Annotated in this window: 14 protein-coding genes; 5 read left to right on the forward strand and 9 right to left on the reverse strand. The window is 39.1% G+C overall.

Annotation, left to right across the window (positions count from 1 at the left end):
- Positions 1–171 precede the first annotated feature (171 nt).
- Both AWM76_RS05385 and AWM76_RS05390 read left to right on the forward strand, forming a co-directional pair.
- Entirely contained in the window at positions 172–1524 is a 1353-nt protein-coding gene (locus AWM76_RS05385) for a D-serine ammonia-lyase (protein ID WP_003142658.1), read from the forward strand.
- A 46-nt stretch (positions 1525–1570) separates the two neighbouring features.
- The gene (locus AWM76_RS05390) at positions 1571–2068 is read left to right on the forward strand and encodes an MFS transporter (protein WP_003142656.1); all 498 of its coding nucleotides are present in this window, start codon (positions 1571–1573) and stop codon (positions 2066–2068) included.
- A 55-nt stretch (positions 2069–2123) separates the two neighbouring features.
- On the opposite strand, the gene AWM76_RS05395 is transcribed toward AWM76_RS05390, so the two are convergent.
- From AWM76_RS05395 to AWM76_RS05405, 3 genes are read right to left on the reverse strand one after another with little or no spacing between them, the layout of a single operon-like run.
- Positions 2124–2711: a Crp/Fnr family transcriptional regulator gene (locus AWM76_RS05395; protein ID WP_335338908.1), complete on the reverse strand. Its 588-nt coding sequence runs from the start codon at positions 2709–2711 to the stop codon at positions 2124–2126.
- Entirely contained in the window at positions 2677–3009 is a 333-nt protein-coding gene (locus AWM76_RS05400) for a DUF3307 domain-containing protein (protein ID WP_003142652.1), read from the reverse strand. Before AWM76_RS05400 ends, AWM76_RS05395 begins: the two co-directional genes overlap by 35 nt.
- Positions 2993–3658, reverse strand: a complete 666-nt coding sequence (locus AWM76_RS05405) for a SatD family protein (protein ID WP_003142651.1) — start codon at positions 3656–3658, stop codon at positions 2993–2995. Before AWM76_RS05405 ends, AWM76_RS05400 begins: the two co-directional genes overlap by 17 nt.
- Positions 3659–3965: 307 nt before the next feature.
- Between AWM76_RS05405 and AWM76_RS05410 the strand changes: the two genes are divergently transcribed.
- Together AWM76_RS05410 and AWM76_RS05415 are read left to right on the forward strand one after the other, a co-directional pair.
- Positions 3966–5204 carry a dicarboxylate/amino acid:cation symporter gene (locus AWM76_RS05410; protein ID WP_039935682.1) on the forward strand — a complete coding sequence of 413 codons (1239 nt, stop codon included), beginning with the start codon at positions 3966–3968 and terminating at the stop codon, positions 5202–5204.
- Positions 5201–6133: an ATP-grasp domain-containing protein gene (locus AWM76_RS05415; protein WP_003142648.1), complete on the forward strand. Its 933-nt coding sequence runs from the start codon at positions 5201–5203 to the stop codon at positions 6131–6133. The genes AWM76_RS05410 and AWM76_RS05415 overlap by 4 nt, the downstream gene beginning before the upstream one ends.
- 189 nt (positions 6134–6322) lie before the next feature.
- On the opposite strand, the gene AWM76_RS05420 is transcribed toward AWM76_RS05415, so the two are convergent.
- Positions 6323–7393: a tyrosine-type recombinase/integrase gene (locus tag AWM76_RS05420; protein WP_003142647.1), complete on the reverse strand. Its 1071-nt coding sequence runs from the start codon at positions 7391–7393 to the stop codon at positions 6323–6325.
- Positions 7394–7868: 475 nt separating this feature from the next.
- Between AWM76_RS05420 and AWM76_RS05425 the strand changes: the two genes are divergently transcribed.
- Positions 7869–8429 carry a GNAT family N-acetyltransferase gene (locus AWM76_RS05425; RefSeq protein WP_003142645.1) on the forward strand — a complete coding sequence of 187 codons (561 nt, stop codon included), beginning with the start codon at positions 7869–7871 and terminating at the stop codon, positions 8427–8429.
- 68 nt (positions 8430–8497) lie between these two features.
- On the opposite strand, the gene AWM76_RS05430 is transcribed toward AWM76_RS05425, so the two are convergent.
- From AWM76_RS05430 to trkA, 5 genes are all read right to left on the reverse strand, one after another.
- Positions 8498–9202, reverse strand: a complete 705-nt coding sequence (locus tag AWM76_RS05430) for an MIP/aquaporin family protein (protein ID WP_003142643.1) — start codon at positions 9200–9202, stop codon at positions 8498–8500.
- A gap of 68 nt (positions 9203–9270) precedes the next feature.
- A complete protein-coding gene (gene glpO, locus AWM76_RS05435; RefSeq protein WP_003142642.1) occupies positions 9271–11106 on the reverse strand; it encodes a type 1 glycerol-3-phosphate oxidase in 1836 nt (611 codons plus the stop codon).
- Between the two features lie 21 nt (positions 11107–11127).
- Positions 11128–12654, reverse strand: a complete 1527-nt coding sequence (gene glpK, locus AWM76_RS05440; protein WP_003142641.1) for a glycerol kinase GlpK — start codon at positions 12652–12654, stop codon at positions 11128–11130.
- Between the two features lie 238 nt (positions 12655–12892).
- A complete protein-coding gene (locus AWM76_RS05445) occupies positions 12893–14344 on the reverse strand; it encodes a TrkH family potassium uptake protein (protein ID WP_003142640.1) in 1452 nt (483 codons plus the stop codon).
- A complete protein-coding gene (trkA, locus tag AWM76_RS05450; protein WP_003142639.1) occupies positions 14341–15720 on the reverse strand; it encodes a Trk system potassium transporter TrkA in 1380 nt (459 codons plus the stop codon). Before trkA ends, AWM76_RS05445 begins: the two co-directional genes overlap by 4 nt.
- Positions 15721–15813: the final 93 nt, after the last annotated feature.

A 15813-nucleotide genomic window follows, 5' to 3' on the forward strand; every position in this document is an offset into this window, starting at 1 on the left:
ACATCACTACTTCGTCTAATCCATTATAAATAAGGACCAAATCAAAAGCAATTCCAAATGAGGATTGTCTAAACTATCTGGATTTATTGACGAACGTGGAAAATATCGTTATAATTTTCGAGTTGAAAATTGTGCATTATACAAAATGAATAATATGAAGGGTGGATAGATATGTCAACAGAATCTATATATGAAACAAGAGAACAAGTGAATCAAAGAACATTAGGTGATATTCGTGACCGTAAACCGGTTTTCTGGGAGAATGATAGCCATGTACCTTTCAAGAATTTAAAGGGGCAGCTGGATGTATCAGTCCTAGAGATTAAAGACGCAGAAGCTCGATTAAAAAGATTTGCACCATTTATCAAATCCGTCTTCGAAGATACGGTTGCTTTAGATGGTCTGATTGAATCACCAATTTCTGACATTGACCAATTCAAGACAGCGTTAGAAACCAATTATGATTTTTCGTTTCCGGGTCAAATGCTCCTAAAACGAGATGACTTATTACCGATTGCCGGTACCATTAAGGCTCGCGGTGCTATTTATGAAGTCTTACGTCACGCTGAAGCATTAGCCTTTGAAGAGAAATTATTATCAGGTTATGACGATGACTATTCGAAATTTGCGACTAAGACATTCCAAGATTTCTTTAAACAGTACACTGTAGTTGTTGGGACTACAGGTAACTTAGGGATTTCTTCAGGTGTGATGTCTGCCAAAATCGGCTTCAAAGTCCAAGTCCATATGTCTCATGAAGCCAAACAATGGAAGAAAGACTACTTAAGAAGTCACGGTGTCCAAGTAATCGAACATAAGACCAACTTCACAGAAGCCGTAGACCAAGGGCGTCAATCAGCTCAATCAGATCCCTATGCTTATTTTATTGATGACGAACATTCAATTCAATTGTTCTTAGGTTATACAACTGCAGCGTCAAGACTAGAAAAACAGTTAGCTGATCAAGGAATCGTTGTCGATGAAGACCATCCACTTATGGTGTATCTACCATGTGGTGTGGGTGGTAGTCCAGGTGGTATTACTTATGGTTTGAAACAAATTTACGGGGATCATGTTCACTGCTTCTTTGCTCAACCAACTCATGTACCATCTATGTTACTAGGATTAATCTCTAAGAAATTTGCAGATATCTCAGTCTATGACTTTGGGATTGATGGCTTAACCGTTATGGACGGTCTAGCAGTACCTAGAACCTCTCAAATCGTGGCTAAATTAATGTCAGGTATCTTTGATGGTGGTTATACATTGACTGACAAAGAGTCTAATCGCCTATTAACAACACTGAAAGATGTAGAAGATATTTTTGTAGAGCCAGCAGCCACAGCAGGATTAGTTGGTCCACAAAGACTCTTCACTACTGAAGCAGGGCAAAACTATCTGCATCATAAGAACTTAACAGATAAAGTAGCTAACATGACCCATATCGCATGGGCAACTGGTGGGTCAATGGTACCAGCAGATGAGCAAGTGTTATTCTACGAAAATGGTAAAGCCAATCAATAATGTGAAACGATAAATCGAAATCACTATAGAAGAAAAGGGTAATTGAGTGTCAAAGCTCACTTACTCTTTTTATTTTGCCCAATTTTTAGCAACAATTGCCACTGCAGGTATGACTTTTAGTGCCTTATTCATCGCATCATTTGTAAGTTCAATTACGAAAAAATTTGGTAAAAAAGAAGCCGGATCATTCGCACTAATCGGTGCAGGCTTCATCTATGTCCTTGCTTTCGTATTAAGCATTCAAAATCCATTAGTATTTGCCATCTTACTTATCGTTGCGGGTATAGTTATGGGTTACTACACTATATCAATGCACGCTTACGTAACAGACGTTATTGATGACTTCTACTTCAAACGTGGTACACGTAAAGATGGTACAATCTACTCAGTTTACTCATTTACACGCAAAGTAGGTCAAGCGATTGCTGGTTTCTTAGCCGGTGCTTTACTAACACAAATTGGTTATTTTTCAGGTGCTGAACAACAAACTGCTGAAGTAGCGAATAGCATCTACTTGCAAAAAGCATCGAACCTTTCCAACTAAAGTGAAGGTTCGATGCTTATAGACGTTTATGAAGTTGAATTTAACTCAATACTTCTCAACAAAAGACTTCAATCTGATGGTTATGCCGTTCTTTAATCTTGCCTTCATCAGCTAATTGATGCAGGGACCGGCTAAGTGTTTCAGATGACATGCCTAAAAATCCTGCTAAAAACCGCTTCGTTTCCTCGTGATAGAATATTTGGTGGCCATTCACCAACTCGGCTTCCTTACAAATGAAATTGAATAACCGGTCTTTTGCGGTACAAGTAGATAACAACATGGATTGCTCTTCTGAAGCGTGTAGGCGCTGAGACAGGGCTTCAATCATCTTAAGGGATAATTGCGGGTAGTCCACCAGCAGTTGTTTAAATTGTTGATTTTCAATCAGGTAAATTTCACTTTTAACCATAGCTACGGCATGCGCCTTGCGGATACCTTCAAATAGGGCTAGTTCACCAGTAAATTCCATCGGTGCAATCATCCGGATGATTTGTTCGTTTCCCAACTCTGATAATCTAAAGATCTTTACTTTACCAGTTAATACAAAGAGAAAATAGCGGGCTTCTGTATTGGTTGCGTAGACCACTTCATTTCGTTTGTACAAGCGTTTAGTAAAATAATGAAATATGTAGCAATTGATCAATCAGATAAATATAAGGAATCGGTTCTGCCTGGAATATCCACTTCCGCTGTAGGGTCACCTTCAGTAAATCAATGATGATATGTCCTAGCCATACAGCTGAAAATAAGAGAATCATATTCGACTGCCAAGTGAGTAACCATGATATAAACAAAAGTAATCCATGGATAGCTAGGTGTCTAGCAAGAGCGGCGTGACTCTTTCTCTTGGCTTCTGACAGTTTCTCACTTTGAAAATGGTAATCACCTAGAAAGTGGGCAATTAATAATACGAGTGTGATGGCATTATGAATCAGTATCATCGACCTCCTGAATGAAACGTGCCAGCTGTTCTTTTCCAGCTAGATAGATTTTAATATTGGCTGAATTTAGTCGTTTACTTAAAGCTGAGGGTGATAATTCTAATTTTTTAGCAAGTGCTTTTTGATTAAATGATTGCTGGTAAATCCCCGTCTCTAAAAGTCCATTGAAGACATATAGCTGGGTTTTAGTCCAACTTGACCGGATAGTATCCGTCAGTAAGAGCAGGGTATTGATGGTGTCATCTTTTCCCTCTAGACCAGTAAAGACTTGACGTAAATTACCGCTGTAATCGTGTTGCTTGACTGATTCAATGGCGCTTCTAGCGTGCCAGTATGCAGGGCCATCTGCGCCTATACTGACTTCAGGATCAATCTCTGTGGCTATTGACCCGTAACCAATCCCAAAGCGAATGGGGTGGGGAATGAGTCGTTGGATGTCATCTATCATTTGAAACACTTGGTGATGAGGTTTAATCAACACTTGAAATTCATCACCTAAGGTTATCGTTAATTTTGAAGCGATGATGGCACCGTAGTTTTGGTTAATTGTAGCAAAACTTTCTAATAAGTTTTCTTGTAAGCTTTCTCGGTCAGCTGATTTTTTTGAATCAATTAAGTCACCGATAATCGCTATATAGTTTTTAGACATGAGGCACCTCCTTGATATCCATTATAACGGAAATTATATTTAATTGCCAATATTACAGAAACTAAAACGATTAAAATATCCGTTATTTAGGAAATTTATAAAAATTGTCTTTATTTCCGCCATACTTCACAATGTATGCACTACATCACATCTGTTCGGTAATTAATATGTTTCAATTTTAGACCAATAATGACCGATATTCGATTATTTACTATAAAATCTTGAGTGCTATACTACGAGACAAGCTATTAGAGACCTATTGCTAACAAACTAAAGTAGGTCTTGATAAATGATTGGAGGAATATGTATGTTTAAAAAACCTAATTTATTGGTACAGATACTCATAGTTGCCATTTTAGGTATCGCCGTTGGGTACTTTTTCCCAGGCATCAGTGGTCATTTTGGTATTCTGGGGGAACTCTTTATGAACCTCATCCAAATGCTCGTCGTGCCACTCGTTTTCCCATTAATTGTCTTATCAGTGGTAGAAATCGGTGGTGGGAATCAACTAGGGAAGGTCATCTTTAAGGCAATTGGCTACTTTTTCCTCGTAACCACCTTTTTGATCGGCTTGACCTTGGTATTTGGTAGACTAGTGAATGTTGGTGGTGATGTAGCACTTGGTGAAATCTCTACCGAATCACTTGATGGGATTGCGACTGGGATTAACTTACAAGATTTCGTCTTGAGTATTATCCCAAGCAATATCTTTCAAACTTTAGCTGATGGTAGCTTATTGCCAATCATTTTCTTTGCTATTTTCCTCGGTATAGGCCTAATCGCAATTGGTGATGAAGCAAAGCCAGTTATCGCTTTCTTTAATTCTTGGAAAACGGCCATCTTTAAAATGGTTGACTATGCCATACAATTTGCACCAATCGGGGTTTTCGGATTCCTAGCCTATGACGTTGCAATATATGGAATTTCAGGTATTTCTTCTGTATTCAGTTTCCTATTTTGGCTATACATCGCATACCTAACAGCCGCCTTAGTAATCTATCCCATCATTGCTTACTGTTTCGGGGTATCCTATATTTCATTATTTAAATCCATCTCTGACTTGAGTTTTATCGCCTTTTTTACAGGCGGTTCAAGCGTGGTATTACCTTCACTTATCGAACGTTTAGAAGAAAATAAAGTCCCAAAAGTGATCTCATCTGGCGTAACGAGCCTAGGCTACACACTAAATCTAGGTGGTGCAGCTATCTATGTATCTTTGGCTATTTCCTTTATAATGAACATATATGATGCTTCATTAACAATTTCTGATTTTGTCGTTTTAGTAGTATTTCTTACTTTTATTACTAAAACAATCGCTACAGTACCATCAGGGGCCATTGTCGTGCTTCTTGCTACGGCAAACCAATTAGGCTTACCATCTGAAGCAGTTGCCTTACTGGTATCCATTGATTTCTTCGCAAATGCAGGTAGAACAGCCTTAAATGTGGTTGGAAATGCTTTAGCAGCGACTATTATTGCCAAAACAGAAGACGCACAATTGTCAGAATTCACTAAAATTAAAAAGAAAGAAGGCGCAAAAATTTGACCGATAAGAAAGTATATATCATCCACGAAAACGATGATTGGACAAAACATTTAACTAAACGACTAGACCAACTGTCTATTCCTTATGACACTTGGTTTCTAGACACAGGGATAGTGGACATTCAAGAGACACCACCAGTAGGCGTTTTCTATAATCGGATTTCTGCTTCGTCACACACAAGAGACCACCGCTATGCACCTGAATTAACTAGTCAAGTTTTACCATGGTTAGAAAGCCATCAGGCCACAGTGGTGAACGGTAGTCGCGCAATTGAACTTGAAGTCAGCAAGATTAAGCAGTATTTAGCCTTACAAAAAGCAGGTATCCAAACGCCTAAAACGATTGCTGCAGTTGGTAAAGAAGAAATTATCCAAGCAGCTAAAAAACTCGATACTTTCCCATTTATTATTAAACACAACCGGGCAGGTAAAGGGCTTGGGGTAAACCTATTTGACCGAATTGAAGAGCTAGAAGACTATGTTAATAGTGATTTTTTTGAAGATTCAGTTGATGGGATTAGTTTACTTCAAGCCTACGTTAAGCCAGTAAATGGTAGGGTGTACCGGTCAGAATTTATTGGTGGTAAATTTCATTATGTTGTCAGCATCGATTCTTCAGATGGTTTTGAATTGTGCCCAGCAGATAATTGCCAAATTCCAAGTGAAGGGCAGGTCCAATCTACACCAGATAAATTCCAAATTGTTGAGGGGGTATTAAGCAAAGAAGAAATTCATAAAATTGAAAGCTTCCTAAAAGCAGAAAATATCCAGGTAGCAGCAGTAGAATTTATTGTAACGGCAGATGGACAAAAATGGGCTTACGACGTTAACACCAATACAAATTATAATGCAGACGCAGAAGAAGTTGCACAAAAATTTGGCATGTTAGCACTAGCTGAATATCTAGGCGACTTATTAGCGAAAATATAAACAAAGAATATAGCAAATGAATATACTTTCTATGTCTGCTAATTACCCTTAGCGGACATAGAAGAGGAATTAAAATAGCAAACGTATGCCCTAGCTATTTATAAAAAGTCATTCCATCATTTATTCAATATCTTCAGTAAGTGCCCCCCAATTCTATTATTAAGAGAGGGGGGCTTTTGTGGTTACTGATTAGGGATTTCGCAAATTGTTATCTTTACTTTTATCTTCTAAATCTTTGAGAATTCTTGATTGGTCAATAAGATCTTCAATCAACTGACTAGAAGTATTCAAGTCTTCATTTAAATCTTGGGCATAGATTTCGGTCGTTCGAACACTAGAATGTCGTAGCAATTTTTGCGTTTCCCGTAAGTTACCGCCGTTAATTAAACTTAAGGTTGCAGCGGTATGTCTCAGTGAATGTGGCGTAATTTTAGATGAATGAATCCCAACAGCTTCATAAGCATTCGCGATCACTCTAGAAATTGACCGAGCTGACATACGACCACTTTTATTACGATTACCGTGTGAAGCAAATAATGGCGCTAAGTCGGTATTAATCATGATACCTTGGTCCTCACGGAAGCGTGTATAATCTCTTACAACTTCCTTGGTTTTACGGGGAATTATGACGAATTCATCTTTTTCACGGCGACCTTTACCTTGTACATAGATTACAGTGTTCAAACCGCGGCGTTGCACGTCTTCAAAATTGGCTCTACTGAGTTCAATGGTCCTTAACCCAGTAGTGACAGCAAGTAATATAAGTGCATAATTACGTTTGCCGATTAGTGTATCAGTGGTTGATTTAAGGTAATCTAGCAACTTTTCAACGTCCTCAATATCTAGTGCATCCTTAGCGTGTCCGTGTGGTACAGGGATATTATTATTGGCTCTAGCCACAATATTCTCATATAGATTTTCCCGTTCTAACCATTTAAAGAACTGGTTGAGCATGTTACGGTATGACTTAATGGTCCGATCTTTATAGCGAAACTGGTCCAGTGCACGACGTTGCTCCTCAGAGACCTCATCATAATCTATATCATTGATTAAGATATAGGTCTTACTTGGATGATTGATTAAATCATCAAAATAGCGTTCAATGTCATGATAAGTTGGATGCACGATCGCTTGTTTTTCCAGATAAATAAAGAATGGTTTGATATTCTTCAAATAGCTTTCCTTAGTGCTGGATTGCTTCTGTGATAGATAGTCGGCGTATAGTTCGTAGAAAGATTCCTTATCAAAGTAATTGTCCATATATAAAACTCCTTCAAATACTACAAATAAGTATACCAAACATACGTTCTAAATCATAGATTGATAGCACCGAATAGATAAAGAAGTTGATTAGAATTGCTGAAAATCAATTAAATCGAGAACTTTAACGCTATAAAGTATCGTAATTGAAGTGAATAGCACAAAAATAAAAACATGCTTTGTTGGAAAGCTGATGGTAAATCTAAAACAGTCTATGACAGTGATCCATATAAACAAAGCTAAAATGCGTCAGAAATCGTCTGTGTAGCCATGAGTATCCCTGTAGATATTTGTTTACATATTTTAGTTTACATAACATATATTATTTAAAGTAACATGCATTTTAAATACCAAATCTCTATGTCCAATTTATGATGTGTTCTACCTATCATCCGTTGACAATATTTTGTATTAGCCTCATTTAATCTCTAGTGATATGATGGTATTAAACTAAAAAAGTTAGGAAGATCTTTTTATGACAGACCCTTTATCTTATACTGAAACGACTATAGATACTATAGAAAATGATCAAGTGCTCATCCGTCCTGCTGAACTTGCTGATGCAGCTCAGTTAACGGCTATCTACAATTATTACATTCAAAATACTACCATTTCTTTTAGAATCGCCCTAACTGACGTTTCCTTAAAGGAACAACAAATTACTGAACGTATTGGGATCAATCCCTTTCTAGTGGCTGATTATGAGGGCCAAGTCATCGGTTTTGCTTACACCTCTGACGCTGGTGCCTATGAAGGCTACCGACCTTCTAAAGAGATTTCTATCTATCTAGATGCTCATGTTAAGGCTAAAGGCATTGGTAGTCGCTTATATCAAGCGCTAGAACAAGAAGTCATCGACAATTACCCTGATATCTATAAACTCGTGTCACAAGTCACAGGAACCAACGAATCATCGTTAAAATTCCACAAGAAACACGGCTTTGAACAATTCGGTGTCTGTAAGAACATGGGCTACAAATTCGATCAATGGCTAGACGTCGTCTACCTGGAAAAAGACATTCGCCCTCTTGATTAAAATGTAAAAATAACCAAACAAAAAATCCAGAACAAACGTTCTGGATTTTTTCTATACTTGAAATTTTATTATAATACCAAGTTATATACTAAGGCTGCAATGATTGCACCAATGATAGGACCTACAATTGGAACCCAAGCGTAGCCCCAGTTAGAACCACCCTTACCTGAAATTGGTAAGAAGGCATGGGCAATACGAGGGCCTAAGTCACGTGCTGGGTTGATGGCGTATCCTGTAGGACCACCTAGTGATAGACCTACCGCCCCTACTATGATACCAACAATCATCGGGTTTAAACCGTCTGAAATTTGGTTTGCACCTAAGGCCATAACACCGATCACTAATACTGCAGTACCGATGATTTCAGTCATCAAGTTCCATACAGGACTTTCAACTTGCGGACCAGTTGCGAAGGTACCTAAGATTGAACCTTCTTCGTTAGTTGCTTCAAATTGCTCGTGGTAAGCTAACCAAACTGTCACAGCACCTAAAATTGCCCCAATCATTTGACCAGCGATATAAGGCACAACTTCAGCCCAAGCAAATGAACCATTTACGGCAAATGCGATTGTAACGGCTGGGTTTAAGTGGGCCGCTGATAAGAAACCAGAAGCGTATACACCGATTGTAACGGCTAAAGCCCAACCCATAGTAATGACAATCCATCCACTTTCTTTGGAATTCGATTTGTTTAAGTTTACACCAGCATTAACCCCACACCCTAATAAGATCAGTAAAAAAGTACCAATTAATTCACCAATAAATCCATCCATATTAAAACCTCCTGTGTTTTTATTAATAATAATATATTATTTATAGAATATTTGCAATAAAATATAAATTATTTTAAGTACTGTAATTCAGCCTTAGCAATTTCTTCATCTAGTGCTGTTTTCTGTTGATCCGCAGTGGCTTGATCTAAACCAAAGTAATCGACAATCGTTTGGCTAACCGCCTCTTTAACTGCAAGCATTTTGTCATGTTGGAACAGCATGAAGGTTGTACGACGAGCGAAGAAGTCTAATGGTGTGTATACCCCTTCTTCCTCTAAGGCATAAATTAGACTGACAGCAATATCAACTGGATAGTCATATTTAGCTGCATATTCTTTGGCTACTGGTAGGTATGAAATCACACGGTTCATATTTGAACCATATAACTTAGCTAAATTAAGTGATTGACCATAAGTTAAACCACGAGCTACTCCCACATTTGCAAATTTTTCCATAGCAGTTTCATAGCTATTTGGATCAAATTGACCACCAGATATAGGGTAAGTTGATGACTGAACCAATTCGTAAGATTTACCTGTGATGTCAGTTACAACAGGTATAATTCTTTCCATTGCCCCTTTAGCCATTTTTCGGTAGTCAGTAATTTTACCACCAGCAAGAGTGAATAGACCTGATGGAGCTACTGATAAATCAGATCCTCGAGATACGCTTGATGGACTGCCATCACCACGTTCTGATGTATTAGAACCTAAATCTTGCAACTTATCTTCAACAGTACTACGTTCAACTTTATCTTTGCTGTAGTCATCGAATAAAGCCACTAATTCGTCAAATGTACGTTCTGATAAACGACCAGCGTCACCACCATTGTAGTCAGAGGCGTTATTAGAATCGATTAAGGGACGTAAGCCTGCCCAGGAAGCTTCAATATCATTGATAGATAAGTTGGCATTTGGGAAGCGGTGGTTAACAACACGTAATAGGTAATCAACGTCTTCTTGAGTCACTGTTGGGTGTTCAAAGTCACCTGTGTAGTCAGTATCTGTTGTACCAAAGTAGGTTTTATTTTCACGAGGTAAAACAAAGACCATACGGCCATCTTGTTCGCCTGTATCAAAGTAAATTGGTTGCGATACTGTTAATTTAGATTTATCTACGACAAAATGCACACCTTTTGTTGGACGCATTTGCGCTGGTTTCTTATCAGACCCGTCTAATTGACGGATTGTATCTGACCAAGGACCAGTCGTGTTAATCACAACATGAGATTTCACTGTAAATGTCTCACCAGATAGTAAATCTTCAACTTTAACAGCAACTATTTTGTCATTTTCATATTCGAAACCAACAACCTTTGCGTGGCTTAATAAATCAGCGCCATCATCATTTGCTTGTTTGATATTTTCAATCACTAAACGTGAGTCATTGTTGTTGAAATCTAGGTATTTACCACCACCGATTAAACCTTCAGCCATTAAGTCTGGTTGACGGCTCAATACTTCATCTTTAGACAACATTTCGTTGGCGTATTGTGAATCTTTTACACCAGCTAGTGAGTCATAGATATCCATAGCGATTTGTAAGCGTAATGGATTGAAAGTCACTTTTGGTTCGTCATATAAAGGCATTAACATTGGATCTGGTTGCGGGATATGTGGTGCAATGTTATGTACAGTTGCACGCTCAGTTACTGTATCTGAAACCACTTCTAGGTCGAAGTTTTTCAAGTAACGGATACCACCGTGTACTAATTTAGTTGAACGACTTGAAGTTCCTTCAGAGAAGTCTTGCATGTCCACTAAGGCCGTTTTTAGGCCTGATGCAGCGGCTTGAATCGCTACACCTGCACCTGTGATACCGCCTCCAATAATGAATAAATCATATTGGTTTTCTTTTAATTGTTCGACTGTTTCTTTTCTATACTTAAATGATAATTTAGACATTTAAACTATACCTCCTATGTATTAGTCGTTTGCTTCTTCTTTAAAGTATTGTGAGTAAGCACGTGTTGCACGGACTGCGTTAGTCCAACCCGCATATAAATCTTCTTTATGTGAATTGTTCATCTTAGGTTCGAAAGTTTGTCCTGGTTGAGTAAACGATTTCAATTCATCAATGTCTTTCCAGTAACCAACAGCTAAACCAGCTAGATAAGCAGCACCTAAGGCTGTTGTCTCAAGGTTAGCAGCACGAGCAATCTCAATACCAGTAATGTCTGATTGGAACTGCATCAAGTAACCATTCATCGCTGCGCCACCATCAACTTTTAGCAATGGAATATCGATACCAGTATCCTTATTCATTGTATCAGTAATGTCGCGAACTTGGTATGCAATTGATTGTAAAGTCGCTTTTACAAAGTCAGCTTTTGTTGTCCCGCGTGTGATACCAAAGGCACCACCACGTGCATCAGAATCCCAGTATGGTGCACCTAAACCAGTAAAGGCTGGAACTAAGTATACCTCATCTTCATTTGTAGATTGGTTAGCTAAAGCTTCAGTTTCAGAAGCGTTATCAATTAACTCTAAACCATCGCGGATCCATTGAATAGCTGAACCAGCCACGAATACAGACCCTTCTAAGGCGTAAGTTACCTTGTCACCAATCACGAAACCTACTGTTGTTAAAAGGTTATTTTGAGATAATTTTAACTCACTACCAGCATTCATGACAATGAAGGCACCAGTACCGTAAGTTGATTTCACTGTACCCTCTTCAGTTGCTAATTGACCAAATAATGCCCCTTGTTGGTCCCCTACCATACCAGAAATTGGTACTTCGTAGCCATAGAAATGGAAGCCAACAGTATGTCCGTAAACCTCTGAGTTTGAGCGAATTTCTGGCATCATGGCTTTTGGAATGTCTAACATAGCTAACATTTCATCGTCCCACTCCAGCTTTTCAATGTTCATTAGCATCGTACGAGAAGCATTTGAGTAGTCAGTAGCGTGAACTTCTCCATTAGTTAATTTCCAAAGCAACCAAGTATCGATTGTACCAAATAGCAATTCACCTTTTTCAGCACGCTCTTGGGCACCTTCAACGTGGTCTAAAATCCAACGAATCTTAGTAGCAGAGAAATAAGCGTCAACCACTAGACCAGTATGTTGTTGAATTTTGTCTTTTAACCCTTGCTCAATTAAGTTATCACTAATTGGCGCGGACTGACGAGACTGCCAAACAATTGCATTATATATTGGTCGACCGGTATCCTTTTCCCATACAACTGTGGTTTCACGTTGATTAGTGATACCAATACCAGCGATTTGATCAGGACGTAAACCACCATCAATAAATGCACCAGCGATTACTGCCTGTACTGAGTTCCAAATTTCAATCGCATTGTGTTCTACCCAACCAGATTTAGGGAAAATTTGCTCAAACTCTTTCTGACTTGAAGCAATAGGTTCGGCCTTATGGTTGTAGATTACTGCACGTGATGAAGTTGTCCCTTGGTCAATCGCCATGATATATTTTTCTTGTTCACTCATTATAATTCCTCCTACTTAATAAAAAATTGCTAAATAAGCGCTTTCATTACAAAGTGAGTATACGCTATGTAAATAAAAAATGCTAGAGATTGGTCAATAAAAATACAAATGTGCATTGCAAAAAATTGACGTCAAGTCCCAAAAGTGGCGATAAACCTATAAAAAAGGGATGCGCTTAAATAGCGCAACCCCGTTTGTTTTAACCAGATTAAAACAAAATTGTATATACAAGTGGTGGTTAGAATTTTCGCCAAGTGGATCTGGATAATAAAATGACCACTGGATAAATTTCTAGACGGCCGATAATCATCCCTACTGACATGACGATTTTTGAAAAATCAGACAAGGACGCATAATCTTGTGACGGCCCTAGTAAATCAAGGGAGCCACCGATATTTGAGATAGTGGCAATAGTCGCTGAGAATGCGGATGAAAAATTCTGTGCATCAAATGACAGGACCACCAGGATTAAAACGAATACGGCTAGATAGGTCATCAGATAGTAAACAATTCCGTAGTGGACATTTTTCTCGATACGTTTGCCGTTATAGGTCATAGGAATCACCCTATTTGGTGCAAGTAAATGCTGGATTTCACGTTTAATAGACCGCAAATAAATGCCTATACGGATAACTTTAAGACCGGACGCTGTAGACCCTGACATGCCACCGACAAACATCAACAATAGAATGGTGGTATGGGCAGCTGTCGGCCATTGCAAGATATCTACGGTGGTATAAGCAGTAGTTGACATGATGGACACGATATTAAAGAGCACATCGTGTATCATACGGAAGAAGTTATCGTAATAAGGGATTAAGGCAAAGGAAATAATGGCTAAGGCCCCTAAAATGATATAAATATACCATTTCAACTCTTCGTCTTTAAGGATTTCCTTCCAACGCCTTTCGTAAGCAAGGTAGAAGAAGTTGAAATTTAAACCAAAGGTAAACATGGCGACCAACAAAATCGTTTCAACAGCCCTTGAATCGTAATGAGCGATGGAGCTAGGATAGATGTTAAAGCCCCCTGTTCCGGCCGTACCCATAGACAGTAGCATGGATTCAAACCATGGTACACCGGCCATCCAAAGTAAGACCGCGAATACGACCGTTAGAAATAGATAAATAAAGTATAAGATATAAATCGATGAAGAGACCCTAGATTCAAGCTTACCTGTCGTTGGTCCCGGTAACTCCGCTCGCATGACGTATACCCCTTTTGCTCCCATATTTGGGACGATATAAAGGAGGAAAATCAACATCCCCATACCCCCTACCAGTAAGGTAAAGGACCGCCAGAACATCAAGGATTCGGGTAATACATCAAGTGTGTCGACTAGGACACTGGCCCCAGTGGTGGTAAAACCGGATACCGCTTCAAATAAGGCGTCGACAAAGGAATAGACAGCGCCTGACAAATAGAATGGTAAGGCCCCAAACAAGGAAATCAAAAACCAAGATAAGGAGACTAATACGAAACCTTCTCGGGCAAAGAACACGTCTTTCTCTGGTTGTCTAAAGGACATGACTTTACCGACAATAAAGGTAATGACCATGGAGATGACAAAGGATAAGATCACTTTGATACCGTTTTGGTAGATGACAGCTACTAATAATGATGGCAGCATCAATAGCGACAAGACCATGAGTAGCCGGCCAATTAAATATTGAATGTAGGGCCAATTCATTCGCTATCTCTCCTATTCTTGTTTACCACGATGTCATTAAAGTTCCGAATTTGGTCTTCGGTATCGATAACTAGGACATGGTCACCAGGAATAAAGGTATCGTCCCCACTTGGAATAACCATTTCCTTGTTGCGGACGATTAAACCAATCATCAAACCTGGTCTAAAAGTCATATCTTTGATCGGTGTGCCAAGGATTTTACAATCTGGGCTCAACACGAATTCTAGGACGGCTGTTTTATTGTCTGATAAACGGGCATAGTGCTCTAACTTATCGGATTGAGTAGAGGCAATTGAGCGAACATGACGGGTTACCGCATCTACAATTGCCTTTCTAGGAGATAAAATCACGTCTAGTTTACTATCATCAATCAACCGGATTAACCCTGGACGGTTGACCTTGGTAATGGTTTTGCGAACGCCGGCATTTTTCCCGTATAAAGACACCATCAAGTTCTCTTCGTCTGAGTTGGTTAGGGTCAGCAAGAGGTCAAAATTTTCTACTCGCTGTTCATTTAAGACATACTGGTCAGTTCCATCATCATAGATAACTTCTGTATTAGTAAATTGATTAGCTAATTCAGAAGCCCGGTTCTTATCCAGCTCGATCAAACGGGTATGAATCCCCCTAGCATGGAGTACTGGAATCAGATAGTGGTTAATCCGGCTTCCCCCAACAATTAGGGCGGATCGATATCGTTTGACTTTCTTATGGCCAGCAGCAACGAAAAAGTCCTGTAAAGCTTTACGTTTGGCGAAAATCTCTACAAAGTCCCCTGATAATAAGATTGAATTTCCATCTGGAATAAGGGTTTCCCCGTTACGTTCAACTGCCACCACAATCACTTCTGGAATAAAACGACGAATGTCTCGAATATACTGGTTGACGATTCGTGACTTCTCCATAATCCGCACTTTAATCAGGTGCATACGGTCATGGTAGAAAGGCTCCACAAAGGTTGCTGACGGGTAATCGATGACTTGAATAATATCATTTGCTGCAGCCCTATCCTGGTTAATCAGGTAATCAATGCCAAGGTTGGATTGGATAAAACCTTGTTGCGCTGTAAAGGCCTGGTTACGCACGCGGACAATTAAAAACTCTGCTCCCAAAGTTTTGGCAATCATGGCAGAAATAATATTGACCTCATCATGAGGAGAAGCCGCAATAAACACTTGGGCGTTTTGAACATTGGCTTGACGTTGGACTTCAACGTCAACACCGTTACCCACTACCCCCTTGATATCCACCTCATCTATTAAATCATCAATGACCCTCGGATCGTTATCAATTAAGGTCAGGTTGTGACCTTCTTTAATTAACCCATGAAGGATATCCTCCCCGAGTTTTCCCCCTCCTACAACGACAATATCCATATGTCCTCCTAAAACTTGCGATAAAAGTTATGGTGAGAATGCACAAAATGCCTCCTAAACATATTGTTTGGAAGGCACTTCGCGATTTTACCT

This window comes from Aerococcus viridans (assembly GCF_001543285.1).
Lineage (GTDB): Bacteria > Bacillota > Bacilli > Lactobacillales > Aerococcaceae > Aerococcus > Aerococcus viridans.

What these genes read in the sequence shown, in the direction of transcription:
- AWM76_RS05400 (WP_003142652.1), bottom strand. Translation starts at nt 3,009, where the DNA reads ATGATACTGATTCATAATGCCATCACACTCGTATTATTAATTGCCCAC.
- AWM76_RS05425 (WP_003142645.1), top strand. Translation starts at nt 7,869, where the DNA reads ATGACAGACCCTTTATCTTATACTGAAACGACTATAGATACTATAGAA.
- AWM76_RS05430 (WP_003142643.1), bottom strand. Translation starts at nt 9,202, where the DNA reads ATGGATGGATTTATTGGTGAATTAATTGGTACTTTTTTACTGATCTTA.
- AWM76_RS05385 (WP_003142658.1), top strand. Translation starts at nt 172, where the DNA reads ATGTCAACAGAATCTATATATGAAACAAGAGAACAAGTGAATCAAAGA.
- AWM76_RS05410 (WP_039935682.1), top strand. Translation starts at nt 3,966, where the DNA reads ATGTTTAAAAAACCTAATTTATTGGTACAGATACTCATAGTTGCCATT.
- AWM76_RS05445 (WP_003142640.1), bottom strand. Translation starts at nt 14,344, where the DNA reads ATGAATTGGCCCTACATTCAATATTTAATTGGCCGGCTACTCATGGTC.
- glpK (WP_003142641.1), bottom strand. Translation starts at nt 12,654, where the DNA reads ATGAGTGAACAAGAAAAATATATCATGGCGATTGACCAAGGGACAACT.
- glpO (WP_003142642.1), bottom strand. Translation starts at nt 11,106, where the DNA reads ATGTCTAAATTATCATTTAAGTATAGAAAAGAAACAGTCGAACAATTA.
- AWM76_RS05420 (WP_003142647.1), bottom strand. Translation starts at nt 7,393, where the DNA reads ATGGACAATTACTTTGATAAGGAATCTTTCTACGAACTATACGCCGAC.
- trkA (WP_003142639.1), bottom strand. Translation starts at nt 15,720, where the DNA reads ATGGATATTGTCGTTGTAGGAGGGGGAAAACTCGGGGAGGATATCCTT.
- AWM76_RS05405 (WP_003142651.1), bottom strand. Translation starts at nt 3,658, where the DNA reads ATGTCTAAAAACTATATAGCGATTATCGGTGACTTAATTGATTCAAAA.